Annotated in this window: 8 protein-coding genes; 4 read left to right on the forward strand and 4 right to left on the reverse strand. The window is 62.0% G+C overall.

All coding sequences use genetic code 11. From position 1 onward, the window contains the following. Nucleotides 1–14 precede the first annotated feature (14 nt). From KQP88_RS14885 to KQP88_RS14900, 4 genes are read left to right on the forward strand one after another with little or no spacing between them, the layout of a single operon-like run. Nucleotides 15–944, forward strand: coding sequence for a metal ABC transporter substrate-binding protein (locus tag KQP88_RS14885; protein WP_200993202.1), 930 nt, complete (start codon nucleotides 15–17; stop codon nucleotides 942–944). Next, complete coding sequence (locus tag KQP88_RS14890) at nucleotides 941–1,702, forward strand: metal ABC transporter ATP-binding protein (protein WP_216703474.1); 762 nt, start codon at nucleotides 941–943, stop codon at nucleotides 1,700–1,702. The genes KQP88_RS14885 and KQP88_RS14890 overlap by 4 nt, the downstream gene beginning before the upstream one ends. Next, nucleotides 1,702–2,601: a metal ABC transporter permease gene (locus KQP88_RS14895; RefSeq protein WP_200993380.1), complete on the forward strand. Its 900-nt coding sequence runs from the start codon at nucleotides 1,702–1,704 to the stop codon at nucleotides 2,599–2,601. Before KQP88_RS14890 ends, KQP88_RS14895 begins: the two co-directional genes overlap by 1 nt. After that, nucleotides 2,602–3,519 carry a metal ABC transporter substrate-binding protein gene (locus KQP88_RS14900; RefSeq protein ID WP_216703475.1) on the forward strand — a complete coding sequence of 306 codons (918 nt, stop codon included), beginning with the start codon at nucleotides 2,602–2,604 and terminating at the stop codon, nucleotides 3,517–3,519. It abuts the gene before it with no gap. Nucleotides 3,520–3,584: 65 nt separating this feature from the next. Here the strand turns inward: KQP88_RS14900 and KQP88_RS14905 are convergent, their stop codons facing one another. The 4 genes from KQP88_RS14905 to KQP88_RS14920 all read right to left on the reverse strand — a co-directional run bounded on the left by KQP88_RS14905 (nucleotide 3,585) and on the right by KQP88_RS14920 (nucleotide 19,729). Continuing rightward, entirely contained in the window at nucleotides 3,585–4,535 is a 951-nt protein-coding gene (locus KQP88_RS14905; protein ID WP_216703476.1) for an IS110 family transposase, read from the reverse strand. A 302-nt stretch (nucleotides 4,536–4,837) separates the two neighbouring features. Next, nucleotides 4,838–5,065, reverse strand: a complete 228-nt coding sequence (locus KQP88_RS14910; protein WP_198725745.1) for an MbtH family protein — start codon at nucleotides 5,063–5,065, stop codon at nucleotides 4,838–4,840. 81 nt (nucleotides 5,066–5,146) lie between these two features. Next, the gene (locus KQP88_RS14915; protein ID WP_216703477.1) at nucleotides 5,147–6,547 is read right to left on the reverse strand and encodes an aspartate aminotransferase family protein; all 1,401 of its coding nucleotides are present in this window, start codon (nucleotides 6,545–6,547) and stop codon (nucleotides 5,147–5,149) included. A gap of 177 nt (nucleotides 6,548–6,724) precedes the next feature. Beyond that, nucleotides 6,725–19,729: a non-ribosomal peptide synthetase gene (locus KQP88_RS14920; RefSeq protein ID WP_260413772.1), complete on the reverse strand. Its 13,005-nt coding sequence runs from the start codon at nucleotides 19,727–19,729 to the stop codon at nucleotides 6,725–6,727. Nucleotides 19,730–19,809 lie beyond the last annotated feature (80 nt).

Here is a 19,809-nt window from a genome sequence, read left to right on the forward strand (position 1 = left end):
AAGACCGCTTGCCCATGCCTATTTCATTGAAACGCCGTCCATTGCTGCGCGTCGTACTGGTTGGCCTGTTGGCCACGTTGCTCGCACCACTGGTCAATGCCGACCCGGCCAAGCGCCTGCGGATCGGCATCACGCTGCATCCTTACTACAGCTATGTCAGCAATATCGTCGGCGACAAGGCCGAGGTGGTGCCGCTGATTCCGGCCGGTTTCAACCCACACGCCTATGAACCCCGTGCCGAAGACATCAAGCGCATCGCATCGCTGGATGTGGTTGTGCTCAACGGCGTCGGTCATGACGACTTTGCCGACCGCATGATTGCCGCCAGCGAAAAACCGGACATCCCGACCATCGAAGCCAACGCCGATGTGCCGCTGCTGGCAGCCACGGGGATAGCGGCTCGCGGTGCTGGCAAGGTGGTCAACCCGCACACCTTCCTGTCGATCAGCGCCTCAATCGCCCAGGTCAACAACATCGCCCGGGAACTGGGCAAGCTCGACCCGGACAACGCCAAGACCTACACCGCCAATGCCCGCGCCTACGGCAAACGCCTGCGGCAGATGCGCGCCGACGCACTGGCCAAACTCACCAAGGCTCCCAATGCCGACCTGCGGGTTGCCACGGTGCATGCGGCCTACGATTACCTGCTGCGTGAGTTCGGTCTGGAAGTCACGGCTGTGGTCGAGCCGGCTCATGGCATCGAGCCGAGCCCCAGCCAGTTGAAGAAGACCATCGACCAGTTGCGCGAACTGGACGTGAAAGTGATTTTCTCGGAGATGGATTTCCCGTCCACCTACGTCGACACCATCCAGCGTGAATCCGGGGTCAAGCTTTACCCGCTGTCGCATATTTCCTATGGCGAATACAGCGCCGACAAGTACGAGAAGGAAATGAAAGGCAATCTGGACACCGTGGTCCGAGCCATTCAGGAGGCTGGCGCATGACCGCTGCCGAACCGATTTCCCTCGTCAGCCGCGGGCCGGGCCTGACGTTTGCCGATGTCAGCCTGACCCTGGGCCGCACCACCATTCTCGACCGCATCAACTTCAGCGTGCGGGCTGGCAGCGTGCATGCGCTGGTGGGGCCAAATGGCGGCGGTAAAAGCTCGCTGATCAAGACGCTGCTCGGGCAGATGCCTCACCAGGGTGAACTCAGCCTGCAGTGGCCCGGCTCGCCCGGCCTGATCGGTTATGTACCTCAGGCGCTGGAATTCGACCGCGGCCTGCCCATGACAGTCGACGACTTCATGGCTGCCATGTGCCAGCGACGCCCGGCGTTTCTCGGCCTGTCACGTCACTACGCAAAAGCCATCGGCGAAGCCCTTGAGCGTGTCGGCATGCAGGACAAGCGCAAGCGACGCATGGGCGCATTGTCCGGTGGCGAGCGCCAGCGTGTGCTGCTGGCCCAGGGCCTGATCCCGGCACCGCAACTGCTGGTGCTCGACGAACCGATGTCGGCCCTAGATGAAGCCGGTATCCAGGTATTCGAGCGCCTGCTGGGCGACTGGCGTCAGACGGGTATCACCGTGCTGTGGATCGAGCACGATCTTGAAGCCGTCAAACGTCTGGCCGATCACGTGACCGGCCTCAATCGCCGCGTGCTGTTCGATGAATCGGCACAGACCGCACTGACACCCGAGCGGCTGCTGACGCTGTTCTCTGCCCATCCGCGTGCAGCGGACAGCCAAGGGAGTGCTGCGTGATGGATTACGAAAGCTTTCGTCTGTTCATTCAGGGCCTGGCCTCCTCCGGCTACCTGCCGGAAGCCCTGGCCTACGGCTTTGTCGTCAACGCCCTGCTCGCCGGCCTTTTGATCGGCCCGGTGCTGGGCGGCCTGGGCACGCTGGTGGTGGTCAAGCGCTTTGCGTTCTTCTCCGAAGCCGTGGGCCATGCCGCCCTGACCGGAGTAGCCATCGGCATTCTGCTGGGCGAACCCTACACCGGTCCTTATGGCAGCCTGTTCGGCTACTGCCTGCTGTTCGGTATCGTGCTCAACTATCTGCGCAACCGCACCGGTCTGGCACCGGATACCCTGATCGGCGTATTCCTTTCAGTGTCCCTGGCGCTGGGGGCCAGCCTGCTGCTGGTGCTGGCGGGCAAGATCAACGTACACATCCTGGAAAACGTGCTGTTCGGTTCGGTACTGACCGTCAACGGCAATGACCTGCTGGTGCTGCTGATTGTCGGCTCGCTGGTCATGGGCCTGAGTCTGCCGTTGTACAACCGCATCATGCTGGCCAGCTTCAACCCGCAACTGGCCGCCGTGCGCGGCGTCGCGGTCAAGGCGCTGGATTACCTGTTCGTGATTCTGGTGACGCTGATTACCGTGGCTGCGGTGAAAGTCATCGGCGCCATTCTGGTGGGTGCGCTGCTGGTGATCCCCGCAGCCGCAGCGCGACTGTTGAGCCAGTCACTCAAGGGTTTTTTCTGGATTTCGGTCGCCATCGCCACCGTCAGCACCTTGTGCGGCATCCTGCTGCCTATCGTCTTCGACCTGCCCGTGCCGTCCGGCGCGGCGATCATTCTGGTGGCGGGCATCGGTTTCGCCCTGGCTGCCATCGCTCGCGGCACGGTCCCCAGCCTCAAAGGGAATATCGGATAAATGCCTACTCTGCGCACATTGACCCTCGCTCTGGCCCTGACCGGCCTGTTCAGCAACAGCCTGTATGCCGCCGAAAGCAAAAGCGCCAGCCCGGAACCCGTCAGGGTGCTGGCCAGTCTGCCCATCACCTACGGCCTTGGGCAGATCCTGCTCAAGGACAGCGGCGTGGTGCTGGAGCGCGCCGCAGCCGCCAACCTGCCGGGCTCACGCCAGACCGCCTACTTCACCGGACGCGGTGCCGAGGCCCTGCGCAAACTGAGCGTGGAAGCCGATGCGGTGATCGGGCTGCGCTCGATCTGGTCCGACGACCCGCTCTACCCCAATGCCCGACGCAGCAATATCCGCATCACCGAAATCGACGCCGCTCGCCCGGTGGATGGCAGCCTGCCGGGCATCGCCTTGCAACCCGGCCAGAACGTCGATGGCTTGAACAGTCAGCCTTGGCTGGCCAGCAATAACATGGGCCGCATGGCCGATGTGATGGCCGCCGATCTGGTACGCCTGGCACCGGCAGCCAAACCGAAAATCGAAGCCAATCTGGCCGCCCTCAAGCAGCAGTTGCTCAAGCTGAGCGCTGCCAGCGAAGCCCGTCTGGCCAGTGCGGATAATCTGAGTGTGGTGAGCCTGTCAGACCGTTTCGGCTACCTGATCAGCGGCCTGAACCTGGAGCTGATCGACACCCAAGCGCTCACCGACGAGCAATGGACACCCGAGGCGCTGGCCAAGCTGACGTCGACGCTGAAGGAGAATGATGTGACGCTGGTGCTGGATCACCGTCAGCCACCGGAATCCGTGAAAGCAGCTGTTGCGGCGGCAGGCAGTAAATTGCTGGTGCTGGGGATTGACGGGGAAGACCCGCTGGCCGAGTTGCAGGGCAATATCGAGCAGGTGATTGCGGGGTTGTCAGGTAAAGGCTGATTCGCGAATAAATTGGCTCCTGCAACATACCTGTGCAGGCTGTGTGGGAGATTCTATGGTTGTGATCAAGCCATAACCCACCCTTTGGTTTGATATTCGCTCTGATTCTTCATCAGGGCGAATGCCACCCGAGCGAGTTTACGAGCGAGCATGACGAGCACTTGTGTGGTCGCTTTTCCACGGCTGCGATGATGGTCGTAAAACTCTTTCCAGGCACTTGATCGGCTCGCGGACATGGCGGCGTTGTGCAGCAATCGGCGGATCTCCGAGCAACCTCGCTTGGTCAGGGATCGGCGGCCATTTTTTTGGCCTGAGTCAGTCACCCTCAGGTCCATGCCCAAAAAGGCGATGTATGAATCGCTACTCGTGAAGTCGCCTCGGCTGTAAGCCATGACCAGAGCGGTCGCGGTCAGAAAACCGATGCCTTCGACAGCTTGGCATCGGGCGACTTGCTCCAGCAGGCCGGCTTCGCGCAAGACCTCCTTGAGCTTCTTCTGGATCAACAGGTCCAGCCGCTCGATGGACTTGAGGAAAGCTGCGAAGGCGGCTTTCAAACTGGCGTCATTTGCCCAGCTCTGGGTCAGGCTGGTTTTGGCCTGAACCAGCGAAGCCCTGCGGCGCAGAAGGCTTTGCAGCTTGCCATAGACGGCTGGAGGCGGGGTCCAGGGGCGTAGATCTTCGCCTTCGTTTTTCAGAAAACGGGCCAGAAGCCGAGCATCGGAAGCGTCCGTTTTGCTACGACCACCAATGCCTTTACGGTAATTGCTCAGTTGAAAACCGTCGATGATGTAGACGTCAAAACCAGACTCGTAAGCCAGCTCGACCAGATCGACGTGATAAATATTGGTCGCCTCAACAGCAATGGCGGTGGGCCTCGGCAACGTTTTGAGCCAGCGCTTTATGGCGGGCTTTTCATTGGCTATCGAGGTGAGCAGGTCCAGGTCTGCCTGATAGGTAACGAGTTCAATCTTGGCAACATCCACGCCTACGATTGACTGCGAAACGCGCATTGCCATGGGCACTTCTCCACGCTAAGGTTTTACGGCTTGAGGGGGTTCACCCAGAGGCGCAGGCTTGTTTCTATCGTCGCTTGAACGAAGCATTCTTTATCGGCGCTTTTGGTGGAAGGGGTGAGGCGAGGTCTCCCACGGTCTGTACTGTGGCTGCAGTCAGATGCGAATTGTTCGTCCCACCACCCCTTCAAGCTCTACCATACAAGCGAATCGGGCGGCGCTCCGCTCATTCGCGATAAGCCATTGAAGAAAATGAATTTTCTTCGGATGTACAGGCCTCTCGCGAATGAATTCGCTCCTACAGATCAGTGTGTAGTAACAGCCTGTGCTTCCATCTTCTGGCGCAGGCTCAATGGACGCATGTCAGTCCACACTTCTTCGATATAGGCCAGGCATTCCTTCTTGAAGCCGCTCTTGCCCACGGTGCGCCAGCCGTTGGGGATCGCCTTGTAGTCAGGCCAGATGGAATATTGCTCTTCGTGGTTGACCACAACCTGAAAGACGATGTCGTCGCGGTCGAAAACTGAAGTCATTGCTACTCTCCATGGTTATTCAGTGCCGATGCGCCAATTCACAGCGGCTATGTAAAGTGAACGTATCGCTACGTCGAAAAATTAAAGGCTGGCAACGGCCGCCGAAAGCGCTCGGCCGAATATACCGGCCACTTCGTCGATCTGCTCGGCAGTAATCACCAGCGGCGGCAAGAAGCGCACGACGCTGCCGTGACGGCCACCCAGCTCCAGAATCAGCCCACGCTTGAGGCATTCGCGCTGAACCAGCGGTGCCAGACGGGCAAAGGCCGGTGGATGCCCGAGTGCATCGAGCTCGCCAGTCGGGTCTACCAGTTCGACACCCAGCATCAGCCCGCGACCGCGAATATCCCCCAGTTGCGGGAAGTCGCGTTGCAGCTCTCGCAGGTGCCGGGTCAGACGTGCGCCCACGGTGTTCACGTGCTCGCAGACATCATGCTCCTTGAGATAACGCATCACCGCCGAACCTGCGGCCATGGCCATCTGATTGCCGCGGAAGGTCCCGGCATGGGCACCTGGCTGCCAGGCGTCCAGCCATTGGCGATAGACCACCACTGCCAGCGGCAGGCTGCCGCCGATGGCCTTGGACATCACCACTACATCCGGAATGATCCCGGCATGCTCGAAGGCAAACATCTTGCCGGTGCGGGCGAAGCCGCTCTGGATTTCATCGACGATCAGGGCAATCCCGGCCTTCTCGGTGATGCGGCGCAGACCGCGCAACCAGTCCAGGTCCGCCGGAATCACCCCGCCCTCGCCCTGCACCACTTCAACGATCACCGCAGCCGGTAGCTGCACCCCGGCTTCGGGATCGTTCAGCAGGTTTTCCAGATAATGCAGGTTGGCCTTGACCCCTTGCGCGCCACCCAGACCGAACGGGCAACGGTAATCGTAGGGATACGGCATGAACTGCACGCCGGAACTGAGCAAGGCACCCAGCGGTTTCTTCGGACCCAGGCTGCCCATCAGGCTCAAGGCACCCTGGCTCATGCCGTGGTAACCGCCCTGGAACGACAACACGGTGCTGCGCCCGGTGGCGGTACGCACCAGTTTCAGGGCCGCTTCCACCGCATCGGTGCCGGTGGGGCCGCAGAACTGGATTTTCGCTTCCTGGGCCAGTGCCTGTGGCAGCAGGCCGAACAGGTCCTGGACGAACTGATCCTTGACCGGCGTGGTGAGGTCCAGGGTATGAAGCGGCAGTTCGTCGCTGATGACCTGCTGGATGGCCTCGATCACCACCGGATGGTTATGCCCCAGCGCCAGGGTGCCAGCGCCCGCCAGGCAATCGATGAAACGACGACCTTCGACGTCCTCGACATGAATGCCCCTGGCACGCTTGAGCGCCAGAGGAATGCGTCGCGGATAGCTGCGAGCGTTGGACTCCTGACGACTCTGGCGGGCCAGCAAGGGCGACTCGTCGAACTGGTAAAGCGTCTCGGCAGACTGCGCCGGCTGATCCTCAATAAACCTGGTAGCGACTGACATCCGTGCAACCCTCAATACGCTGTCGATAAGCGAAATACTTAAGTGGCCCGATGCACGACCCTTGAGTCGTTCATCGGGCATTCATTGCTTCATTGAAAAACGCGCCAGCCGCTTGCGGATTTACACCCTGTCACAGCTTTTTTATCAGCCGTGCCTTTGCGCCGACGAGAGGCTGATTTACAGCCCTTCCAGTTCAGCCATCAGGTCCGCCAGCCGGTCGAACTTCTGCTCATCGACCTTCTGTCCGCCCAGGCCTTCCAGATGCCCGGCCAGACCTTGAATGGTGTTGAACTCGAACATGGCGCGCAGCGGGACATTGCGTTGCAGCAGCTTCTGCGCACGGGTGACCACTTGCGTCGCCAGCAGCGAATGGCCGCCCAGCTCGAAGAAGTTGTCGGTGATGCCCACCCGCTCGACCTTCAGCACATCGGCCCAGATCGCCGCCAGTTGTTGCTCAAGCTCGCTCTGCGGTGCCACGTAATCGTTCTGCACCTGAGTGACATCCGGCCTTGGCAGGGCCTTGCGGTCCAACTTGCCGTTCGGGGTCAGCGGCATGGCTTCCAGCATCACCAGATGGCTCGGCACCATGTAGTCCGGCAGGCTGGTCTTGAGATGGCTTTTCAGCTCATCGCGCAGCACATCCGTAGCCTGTGCAGGGGCACGCGGCACCAGATACGCCGCCAGCACCTTGCCCAGCGGCCCGTCGATATCCAGCACCACGGACTCACGAATCGCTTCGTGCTCCTGCAGGCGGGTTTCGATTTCGCCCAGTTCGATGCGGTAGCCGCGGATCTTCACCTGATGATCGACACGGCCCACGTACTCCAGCACGCCATCGGCCCTTCTGCGCGCCAGATCGCCGGTGCGATACAGACGCTCGCCCGGAGCCCCGAACGGGTTGGGCACAAACACCGGCACAGTGCGCAGCGGGTCGCTGACATAACCACGACCGACACCGGTCCCGGCCACGCACAGCTCGCCTACCGCGCCCAGCGGCACCAGCTCCAGCGCCTCGTCGAGCAGGTAAAGACGGTTGTTGTCGGTAGGTGTACCGATGGGCAGATAGGTGCTGCGAGTGGACTCTGCATCGACGCGGAAGAACGCCACGTCATCTGAACATTCGGCAGGACCATAGGCATTCACCAGCCCGATATCCGGGTAGCGTTGCAGCCATTGGCTGGCAAGCTCCGGCGGCATGGCTTCACCGGTGGGCAGCATCCAGCGCAGGCCGTCGAGAGTGGCCTTCTCCTCGGCCAATAGCCCTTGAATCAGGGAGGGCACGCTTTCCAACACGCTGATCTTCTGAGCCTGAACATGATTCAACAGAGCCTGCGGATCACGGGCGATATCGTTCGGCACGATATCCACCCGCGCCCCGAACAACGGTGCCGCCAGGAACTGCCAGACCGAAATATCGAAACTCTGCGAAGCGGTCTGGGCGATTACATCGGCATCGCTCAGGTTCAGATAAGGCACCTTGCTCAACTGGTTATTGAGCATGCCGCGCTGTTCGACCATCACGCCTTTGGGCAAGCCGGTAGAACCCGAGGTAAAGATCACGTAGGCCAGGTTGTCCGGCGAGCTGTAGCGTCCCGGATTCTCCTGGGACAGCTCGCTCTGCTGCACGCTTTCCCAGACCAGCAGACGCGGACGCTTCGCTTCTTCGATATCGGCCAGCAAAACCTGGGCCTGTTCGTGGCATTCGTTGCTGCACACCAGCACCGGCGTATGGCTTTGCTGGATGATGCCGCTCAGGCGCTGGTTCGGCAGCGCCGGGTCCAGGGGCAGGTAACCGGCACCGGCCTTGAAGCTACCGATAATCATGCCCAGCAACTCGGGACCCCGCTCGGCCAGCAAGGCAATCGGCTGATCGAAACCGGCACCGGCCTCGATCAAGGCATGGCCCAGGCGGTTACTCAGTGCATTCAATTCGGCGTAGCTGTACTTGCGATCCAGGCAACTGACAACGGTACGTTGGGGATGAGCCACGACCTGCGCTTCGAACAGTTCGGCATAGCTGCGCTCCAGCGGGTAGTCGTGGTCGCTCTGATTGCAGCCATCGAGCAGGAACTCGCGCTCCGTTGCACTGAGCAGCGCCAGTTCGGACATATCGCCATGGAAGCCCTCGATCAAGGCCAGCAGCAGACGCTTGAACTCGCCCAGCATGCCTTGAACCGTGGTTTCGTCGAAGTAGCGCTGGTCATAGGACAGATGCAAGCCCAGGTCATCGCCGGGGTAGCACACCGCCGTCAGCGGATAGTTGGTGTGGGTACGGCCCGAATCCGAAGTGGCATTGAGGCTTTGCGCACGGTCCAGCACCGAGACTTCCACCGGCGCGTTCTCGAACACGAACAGGCTGTCGAACAGCGGCTGGCCCTTGGGCAGTTCGCTGTTTTCCTGGATGGTCACCAGCGGCAGGTATTCGTACTCGCGCAGCTCCATGTTGCTTTCCAGCAAACGGCTGAGCCACTGACGGACGCTGCAACGCTGATCATCCTGCGGAAGGCCCACGCGCAGGGCGATGGTGTTGATGAACAGGCCGACGGTGCGCTGCATCTGCGGCATTTCCACCGGGCGCCCGGCCACGGTCACGCCGAACACCACGTCGCGATCACCGCTCATGCGCCGCAGGGTAAGGGCCCAGGCCGCCTGGGCAAAGGTGTTGATGGTCAATTGATGCTGCTGGGCGAGTTCGCGCAATCGCACGCCATCGACCACATCCAGACGGGTGTAGCAGTCGCCCACCACCATGCCGCCGCTGTCACCGGCATGTTCGCGCAGGAACGGACGGTCGCTCGGGATCGGCGTCGGACGCTCGAAGCCCTTGAGGTTCTGCCGCCACCAGTCACGGGCCTGCACCAGACCACGACGTTGCAGCCAGCCGATGTAATCGCGATAGCGCGGCGGCGCGGCCAGTTGTGCGTCGCGGCCTTCGCCCAGTGCGGTGTAGATGTCGAAGAAGTCGTTCATCAGCAACGAGCGGCACCAGGCATCGATCAGAATGTGGTGGTTGCTCATCATGAACCAGTAGCGCGCCTCGTCGACACGAATCAGGCGCAGGTGGAACGGCGGCTGGTTGAGCAGATAGAAACCGGCCTCGCGCTCGGACTTGAGCAAGGCTTGCAGACGCGGCTCCTGCTCGCTCTGCGCCACATCGCGCCAGTCCAGATAGTCGATGGGCGTGTTGCCGGGTTTATGGATGACTTGCAGCATGGTTTCGCCGATGTCCCAGCAGAACGAGGCACGCAGGGCTTCATGACGGGCGATGACCGCCTGCCAGGCCTGGGCGAAACGCTGCGGGTCCAACTCGCTGTTGATGCGATAGCGGTCCTGCATGTAATACAGACCGGTGCCCGGTTCCAGCAGAGTGTGCAGCAGCATGCCTTCCTGCATCGGGGTCAGCGGGTAGACATCTTCGATCTGGCTCGCCGGAACCGGCAGTGCATCCAGATGCGCCTGATCCAGAGCCGCCAGCGGGAAGTCCGAAGGCGTCAGGCCGCCGCTGCCGTCAGCGAGGCAATGGGCAATCAGCGCCTGCAATTGCTCCAGATAAGCCTGGGCCAGTTCGGCGATGGTCTGGCTCCGGTAACGCTCGCCACTGAAGGTCCAGCGCAGCACCAGTTCGCCGCCATACACCTGACTGTCGATGCTCAGTTCGTTAGGCAGTGGCGCATGAGCGTCATGGGCCGCGCCCGCCGACTCTTCCAGCGGGCGGAACAAGGCATCGCTGCCAAAGCTCTGGTCGAACTGCCCCAGGTAGTTGAAGGTGATCGGCGCGACCGGCAAGGCCTGCATCGCCGCGCGGCTGGTGCCATCAGCCAGATAACGCAGCACGCCATACCCCAGCCCCTTGTGCGGAACCTGACGCAACTGCTCCTTGATCGCCTTGATCGATGCGCCCGGCCCGGTTTCTTCGGCAGATGCAGGCGTCAGTCGCAGCGGATAGGCGCTGGTGAACCAGCCCACGGTACGAGTCAGGTCGATTTCGTCGAACAGGGTTTCGCGGCCATGACCTTCAAGCTGAATCAACGCCGACGCCTGCCCGCTCCAGCGGCAGACCACCTGCGCCAGCGCGGTCAGCAGCAGGTCGTTGACCTGGGTCCGATAAGCGCTCGGTGCCTGTTGCAGCAACTGTCGGGTGCTTTGCGCGTCCAGTCGCACACTGACGGTCTGCGCATGAATATTCTGCTGACCGCCCTGAGGGTTGTCACAAGGCAATTCGGCACCCGGGCCTTTGAGCTGGCGCTGCCACCAGGCCAGCTCTTCACGCAATGATTCACTACCGGCATAGGCTTGCAGACGTGCAGCCCAGTCACGGAAGGCGCTGGTCTTGGCCGGCAACTGGATGGCTGCGGCATCGGCCAGTTGACGATAGACGACTTGCAGATCATCCAGCAGCACGCGCCACGAAACGCCATCGACCACCAGGTGGTGAATGACCATCAGCAGGCGTTGCTGTCCCTGCGGGCCATCCACCAGCAAGGCGCGCAGCAGCGGGCCGTTTTGCAGATCGAGGCTGCGCTGGGTGTCCGCAAACAATGCAGCACACTCGTTCATATCGGTCACACGCGCTTGCAACAGCAGGCTTTCACCGGTCACGGCACGGTGCTCGGCCTGCCATTTGCCCGCGTGGTCACGGAAGCTCAGGCGCAAGGCGTCGTGCTGTTCAAGGACCGCCAGCAGCGCCTGTTCAAGATGACGAGGCTCCAGGGTCGTGGTCGGCTCCAGTACCAACGCCTGGTTCCAGTGCTGACGCCGGGGAATCGGTGTCTCGAAGAACCAATGCTGAATCGGTGTCAGGGCCGATTCGCCGGTCAGCAGCCCTTGCTCGGCCTGGACCACTTCGCTGGTGGTGGCCACGGCAGCCAGGGTCTGAACAGTCTGGTGCTGGAACAGGTCCCGAGGACTGAAATGAATCCCGGCCTGACGCGCACGGCTGACCACCTGAATCGACAGGATCGAATCGCCGCCCAGCTCGAAGAAGTTATCGTTGAGGCCGACTTTCTCGACATTCAACACCGCGCACCAGATGCCCGCCAGGGTCTGCTCCAGTTCGCTGGTGGGCGCCACATAACTCTGACGATTGAGTTCCGGGTCCGGCGCTGGCAAGGCGCGGCGGTCGAGCTTGCCGTTGGCGGTCAGCGGCATGCTGTCCAGCAGGATCAGGTGCGTGGGCACCATGTAATCCGGCAGTTGTGCCTTCAGGTGCGTCTTGAGGGACTCGCGCAGTTGCGCCTGTTGTTCCTCGCCCTGCCCGGCCACCTCAGTGACCAGATAACCGGCCAGTTGCTTGCCCGCTGGCGTATCCAGCGCCAGCACCACGGCTTCGCGAATGGCTTCATGTTCCAGCAGACGGGTTTCGATTTCGCCCAGTTCGATACGGAAGCCACGGATCTTCACCTGATGGTCGATCCGGCCCAGGTATTCCACCAGGCCATCGGCACGCTGGCGCACCAGATCGCCGGTGCGGTACAGACGCCCGCCATTACCACTGAACGGGTCAGCAACAAAACGCTCGGCCGTCATCGCGGCACGTTGGTGATACCCCTGAGCCAGACCGGCACCGCCGACATACAGCTCGCCGGTCGCACCTTGCGGCACCAGCGCCAGATCGGCATCGAGGATATAAGCCACCCGAGCGCCCACTACGCTGCCGATCGGCACACTGGCCTCGCCCTCTTCCAGCCAGGCCGGAGCCAGACTGGCCAGGGGCATGACCACGGTTTCGGTCGGGCCATAGGCGTTGAAGAACAGCTCCGGCTTGAAGACCGCCCGAATACGCTGCAAGTGCTCGCCGGTCAGCGCCTCGCCACCGGTGATGCACATGCGTACCGGCAGCGTCTGGCCCTGAGTCGAGAGCCACTGCGCCAACTGGCTGCCGTAGCTTGGAGTGAAGCCGAGAATGTTCACCTGCTGGCTGCGGATCAGCTCGCAGATTTCTTCGGCATCCCATTGCCCCTGGGCACGCAAGACCACCCGCGCTCCGCTGAGCAACGGCACCAGCAGACGCTCGGTGGCGGCGTCGAAGTTGATCGAATAGAAGTGCAGTTCACAGTCATCGGGACGCATCTCGAAACGACGAATCACCGCCTGACAATGCATGGCGATTTCACCGTGGGACACCACCACGCCCTTGGGCTTGCCGGTGGAACCGGAGGTGTAGATCAGGTACGCCTGATGCTGCGGCAGGCTGATGAAAGGCAGCTCGCTCGTCGGGTAGTCGGCCAGGGCCGGCCTGTCATCTTCCAGGCACCAGCGAGCGACACCCGCCGGCAGTTCGCCCAAAGCCTCGAACAAGGCGGCATTGCTCAACAGCAGGCCGATGCCGCTGTCTTCGATCATGTATTGCAGGCGTTCCAGCGGGTATTCAGGGTCCAGCGGCACATAGGCGCCACCGGCCTTGAGGATCGCCAGCAGGCCGACCACCATGTCCAGCGAACGCTCCAGCGCCAGACCGACCCGAACCTGCGGGCCGACACCACGCTCGCGCAGCATCCAGGCCAGACGATTGGCGCGGCCATCCAGTTCGGCATAGCTCAGGGTTTCGCACGCAAACGTCAGGGCCGGTGCGTCCGGACGGGCTTTGGCCTGTTCGGCAAACAGGCTGTGGATGCACTGATCCAGACGCTGCTCGCCCGCCTCGACGCCCAGGCTGTCGAGCAACTGCTGACGCTCGGCCTCCTGCAACAGCGGCAGTTCGCTCAGGCGTTGTGCCGGATCGGCCAGCAAGGCTTGCAGCAGATTGAGCAGGTGACCGGCCATCTGCGCGATACGCGGTTCGTCGAACAGATCGGTGCTGTAGGTCAGGCAGCAACCCAGGCGATGATCCAGTTCGGTGACTTCCAGGTTCAGGTCGAACTTGGTGGCACGGGCATCGTTGACCAGATATTCGACCGTCATGCCAGCCAGTTCGCGGCTCTGCTGGAATTCCCAGCGCTGCACGTTGCACATCACCTGGAACAGCGGGTTATAGGCCGCGCTGCGTGGCGGTTGCAGGGCTTCGACCAGGTGATCGAACGGCAGATCCTGATGGGACTGGCCTTCGATGACCGTGTGGCGAACCTGTTCGAACAGTTGCTCGACGCACATCTGGCCGTCGAGCTGAACGCGCAACACCTGGGTGTTGAGGAACGCACCGATCAGCCCTTCGCTTTCCGGACGAATCCGGTTGGCCACCGGCGCGCCGATGCGCAGGTCGGTCTGGCCGCTGTAGCGATAGAGCAGCACCGCCAGCGTCGCGGTCATGGTCATGAACAGGGTCAGGCCGTTATTGGCATTGAAGGCCCGCACGCGAGCAGCAAGGTCATCGCTCAGGTCGAAGCGATAGAGTTCGCCCTTGTGGCTCTGCACCGGTGGACGTGGACGGTCGCTTGGCAATTCCAGCAAGGGATGCTCGTTACCCAGTTGTGCCGTCCAGTAATCCAGTTGACGCTGACGCTCACCGGCTTCCATCCACTGACGCTGCCAGACGCTGTAATCCAGGTATTGCACCGCCAGGGGTTCCAGCGGCGAATCACGCCCCTCAAGGAAGGCTTCGTACAGCAGGCCCAGTTCACGGGCAAAGATATCCATCGCCCAGCCTTCGGTGACGATGTGATGCAAGGTCAGGACGAAATAGTGTTCCAGCTCGCCAGCCCGGACCATGCAGGCACGCAGCAGCGGACCGGTTTCCAGATCGAAAGGCTTGTGCGCCTCGCTGTCGGCGAACTCTTGCAGACGACGCTGACGGGCTTCGCCTTGCAGTACCGAGAAATCCTGCCACTGCATGCGCAGGCCGGTTTCTTCGCAGACTTTCTGGCAAGCCACGCCATTGACGCTCGGGAAGGTCGTGCGCAGGGTTTCGTGGCGCAGGATCAAGGCTTGCAGCGCCGCCTCGAAGCACTCGATGTTCAGCACACCGTTCAGGCGCGCCATGCCGCCCACGTTATAGGCCGGGCTGTCGGGCTCCATCTGCCACAGGAACCACATGCGCTGCTGGGAATAGGACAGCGGCACTGGCTGGTTGCGGTCGATCCTGGCAATCGGCTGCTGGCTGTTGCGGGCGCCGGACGCCTGAATGGCTTCAACCTGCCCGACAAACGCCCCCAGCTCACTGGCCTCGAACAGCGTCCGAAGCGGCAGCTCGATATCACAGGCCTGACGGACCCGAGAAATGATCTGGGTAGCCAGCAATGAATGACCGCCCAGGGCAAAGAAGTCATCACTCAGGCCAATGCGCGGCACGCCCAGCACTTCGCGCCAGATAGCGGCGACCTGTTTCTGCAGCCCGGTTTCGGGCTCGACGTGTTCACGGCTCTGCCAGACCGGCTCCGGCAAGGCACGGCGATCCAGTTTGCCGCTGGGGCTCAGGGGCATGCTGTCCAGACGCACCAGTTGCGCGGGGACCATGTACTCGGGCAGTTCAAGGGCCAGGGAAGACTTGATGCGCTCGATCTGTTCGGCGTCGGTTTCCTGCTCCAGCGCTGCCGTGTAGTAACCGATCAGTTGCGGGCCGGAAAGGGTTTCACGTACCAGCACCGCTGCCTGACCGACGCCTTCCTGAGCCAGCAGACGGGCTTCGATTTCCTGAAGCTCGACCCGGAAACCACGCAGCTTGACCTGCTGATCCAGACGCCCCAGGTATTCCAGCGAACCGTCCGCCGCCCAGCGCACCAGGTCGCCGGTGCGATACAGACGTGCGCCCTCTTCGCCCAGCGGATCGACGACAAAACGCTCGGCCGTCAGACCGGGACGCCCAAGATAGCCGCGAGCCAGACCGATGCCACCGATGCACAACTCACCGGCTGCGCCACGGGGCAGGAGATTCAGGTCGCTGTCCAGCACCCGGCACAGCACGTTACCCAGCGGGCGACCGATCGGCGAGCGCTCGGCATCCGTCAAACGGCATTGCCAATGAGTGACGTTAATGGCGGTTTCCGTCGGGCCATAGCGGTTGTGCAACTGCACGCTCGGCAATTGCTCCAGCACCCGGTTGCGAAGTTCGGCAGGCAAGGCTTCGCCACCGGAAAACAGGCGGCGCAGGCTGCTGCACTCCCGGGCCAGAGGTTCATCGATAAACAGTTGCAGCAGGGACGGCACGAAATGCAGCGTGGTGACGCCGTATTCCTTGATGAGCCGGGCAATGCGATGCGGGTCGCGGTGCTCGCCGGGGGCAGCCAGCAACAGGCGGCAGCCGGTGATCAGCGGCCAGAAGCATTCCCACACCGAAACGTCGAAACTGATCGGTGCCTTCTGCATCAGCACATCGGTTTCGTCCAGCGCGTAAGTGGCCTGCATCCATTGCAGACGCTCGGCCAGTGCCGCATGAGTGTTGCCCACGCCCTTGGGCTGGCCGGTGGAGCCGGAGGTGTAAATCACGTAGGCCAGATTGTCGCCATGCAGGTGCAGACCCGGCGCGCTGACAGGCCAGTTGTCCAGATGCAGGGTGTCCATGACGATGGTACTGACGCCTTCGGCGCCCGGCAGATCGCCCAGCAAATGGCTCTGGGTCAACAGCAGTTCAACGCCGCTGTCTTCGAGCATGTAGGCCAGTCGCTCGGTGGGGTAATCCGGGTCCAGAGGCACATAGGCGCCACCGGCCTTGAGAATCGCCAGCAGACCGATCAGCAATTGCGGCGAACGCTCGGCCGCAATCGCCACCTTGACGTCCGGACCGACGCCCTTGTCCCGCAGGTAATGAGCCAGACGGTTGGCCTGGGCATGCAGGCTGGCAAAGTCGAGGCTGCCGCCGTCCCACACCAGGGCAATGCGCTCCGGGGTCTGGCGGGCCTGAAGGTTCAGCAGTTCCGGCAGCAATTGCCCGGCAGGCGCGCAAGGCGCAGCGCCCCAGTTCGCCTGCTCGGCCAGCTCATCGGCAGTAAGCAATTGCACATCGCCCAGCACGATATCGGTCTGCTCGCAGACCTGCGTCAACAGGCGCACGAACTGCCCGGCCATGCGCACGATGGTGGCACGTTCGAACAGCTCGTCGGCGTAGTCGAAAGACAGGTTCAGGCGACCATTGCGATCCTCTTCGCTGTGCAGTTGCAGGTCGAACTTGGCTTCGCGGCTGTGCCATGGCAACTCTTCGGCCAGCAGACCCGGCAGACGGCGCAAGGCGCTCAGGTCCCGTTGCTGGTGGTTGAACATGACCTGGAACAGACCCTGCTCACGGGCCTGGGGAAATGCCTCGACCAGTTGATCGAACGGCAGGTCCTGATTGGCCTGAGCCTCCAGCGCCGCCTGACGGGTTTGCGCCAGCAGCGAGGAAAACGGCAGGCGTGAATCCAGTTGAGCACGCAGCACCAGAGTATTGATGAAGAAACCGATCAGGCCCTGGGTTTCATGACGCGGACGGTTGGCACCGGGCACGCCGATACGAATATCGTTCTGGCCGCTGTAGCGATGCAGCAGGCTCTGGAAACCGGCCAGCAACAGCATGAACGGCGTCGACTGATAAGCCTGGGCGGCCTGTTTTACTGCGGCGCTCAGCTCGTTGCTCAAGCGCAGGCTGTAACGCGAAGCGCTGTCCTGCTTGCGGGCCGAACGCGGATGATCGGTGGCCAGCGTCAGGGTCGGCTGCTCGTCACCCAGTTGCGCCTTCCAGTAATCCAGTTGACGCTGGGCCTCGCCACGGGCCAGCCATTCGCGCTGCCACTGGCCGTAATCGGCATAACGCAACGACAGCGGCGCCAACTCCAGAGGCTGCTCCTGAATGGCAGCGGCATAAAGACGCGAAAATTCGTCGATCAGCACATTCAGCGACCAGCCATCGGCCACGATGTGATGCAGCGTGACCAGCAACTGATGCTCTTCATCGTCCAGTTTCACCAGCGTGACGCGCAGCAGCGGGCCGGTTTCCAGATCGAATGGCAGGCGTGCCTGTTCTTCACGAATGGCCTGGGCACGGGCTTGGCGCTCTTCGCCGGACAGGTCGCTGATGTCGATCATCTGCAGCGGGAGTTCGCTGACCGCGTCGATACGCTGCAAGGCCACGCCGTCCTGCTCGTAGAAACGGGTGCGCAGGGATTCATGACGTTCGATCAGGCGCTGGAAGCTGCTGCGCAGCGCCGTGATGTCCAGCTCGCCCCGCAGGTGCAGACCACCGGGAATGTTGTAGGCACTGCCTTGAGGGTCCATTTGCCAGAGGAACCACAGACGGTTCTGGGCCAGGGATTGCGGCAAAGCCTCGTTGCCCGACAAGCGGGGAATGGCGTCCTGAGTCTGGCCTTCGCGTTGCAGCACTTCGATCTGCGCAACCAGCGCCGCCAGAGTGGGTGCCTCGAACAGCAGGCGCAGATTCAGCTCGATACCCAGCGTATCGCGCAGGCTGGCGACCACCTGGGTCGCAATGATCGAGTTACCGCCCAGCAGGAAGAAATGGTCATCGGCGGCCACCTCCTCCACGTGCAGGTGCTCGCACCAGATTCTGGCTACACGGGCCTGTAGATCAGCGCCGGTGGCTGACACCGCGTCCTTGTCGGCAACCGCGCTCTGCGGGAAGACCGCATAGCTGTCCAGACTGCCATCGGCCAGACGGGTACGGCAGGCAGAACGTTGCAGCTTGCCGCTGGAGGTCTTGGGCAATGCCCCGGGATTGAGCAGCACCACCACGGTCGGCGCTTCCTGGAACGCCTCGGCAACGGACTGGCGAATCATCTTGATCAGCGTCTCGGGAGCCAGGGTTTTCTGCACACTGCGCCCCACTTCCGCCGCGATGCCGATCCCTTCACTGCCCTGTTGAGTCACGGCGAACGCCGCAACCCGGCCTTTGCGAACCACATCGACGTCACGCTCGACCGCCTTTTCGATGTCCTGCGGGTACAGGTTGTGGCCACGCACGATCAGCATGTCTTTCAGGCGACCGGTGATATACAGCTCGCCATGACGCAGGAAACCCAGGTCGCCGGTGCGCAGCCAGGTACGGCCTTCGTGCTCGACAAAAGTCTTGGCCGTGGCTTCGGGATTGCGCCAGTAACCATGGGCGATGCTCGGGCCACAGGCCCAGATTTCGCCCACGCTGTTTTCGCCCAGTACCGCCAGGGTCTGCGGATCGGCAATCAGCACGCCATGTTCAGGCTGGCTGGTGCCGCAACTCATGACCGGATTGCCGTCGCCCGGCTCGGCCACATTGCGTGCCAGGGCACGTTCGTCCAGACGCAGGGACGGAATGCCCTTGCCACGCTGACCACCGGCCACGAACAGTGTCGCCTCGGCCAGGCCATAAGAGGCGAAGAAGCTGTCCGGGGTAAAACCACAGACGGCGAACTTGTCGGCAAAACTGTCCAGGCTGTCCTGACGAATCGGCTCGGAGCCCGAATAGGCCACGCGCCAGCGGCTGAGGTCCAGACGCGCCAGCGCCGAGTCGCTGACCCGCGAACTGCACAACTGATAAGCGAAATCCGGACCGCCGCTGATGGTGCCGCCGTACTCGCTGATCGCTTCCAGCCAGCGCAGTGGCCGGGTCAGGAAATAGGCAGGTGCCATAAGCACGCAAGGCACGCCGCTGAAAATCGGTTGCAGCAAGCCACCGATCAGCCCCATGTCGTGGTACAGCGGCAGCCAGCTGACGATCACGTCATCGGGATTGAGATCAATCCCGAAGCCGTGGCGAATCAACAGTTCGTTGGCAACCAGATTGCCATGACTTACCTGAACGCCTTTGGGCAAGGCGGTGGAACCGGAGGTGTATTGCAGGAAAGCAATATCGTCGTGGCTCAGTGCCGGGCCTTGCCAGCCTTCGGCAATGGTGCTGTCGAGGGTATCGACACACAGCAATTGCGGGGCATTGGCTGCCGCCAGCTCATCCATTTGCAGCAAGGCCGGGCGCAGGTCGGAGCCAGTCAGCAACAGGCGCGGCTCGGCATCGGCGATGATCGAGAGCAGACGCTCCTGGTGGTGACGGCGATTGGATTCCGGCGGATAGGCCGGCACTGCAATCACGCCGGCATACAGGCAACCAAAGAAGGCCGCCACGTAGTCCGGCCCGCTATGGAACAGCAGAATGGCCCGGTCACCCGGCTCAGCCCGGGCTTGCAGCGCGGCGGCGATGGTCCGTGCACGCAGGTCCAGATCACGGTAGGTCAGCACGATGCCCTGATCTTTTTCGTCAGTGAGAAAACGCAAGGCCAGGCGTTCAGGCGTCTGCGAAGCGCGACGCTGAAGGGCTTGCGCCAGGGTATCGGGGAGTTCAAACGCATCCATGATGAGGTTCCTGCTGTATTCGGCTTGCCAAATGAGGTCTGGATTTCAAGAAAAGGCGCGCGCTGTCGGGCACAAACGCG

Origin of the sequence: Pseudomonas lijiangensis, from assembly GCF_018968705.1 — a bacterium.
GTDB classification, from domain to species: Bacteria; Pseudomonadota; Gammaproteobacteria; order Pseudomonadales; family Pseudomonadaceae; genus Aquipseudomonas; species Aquipseudomonas lijiangensis.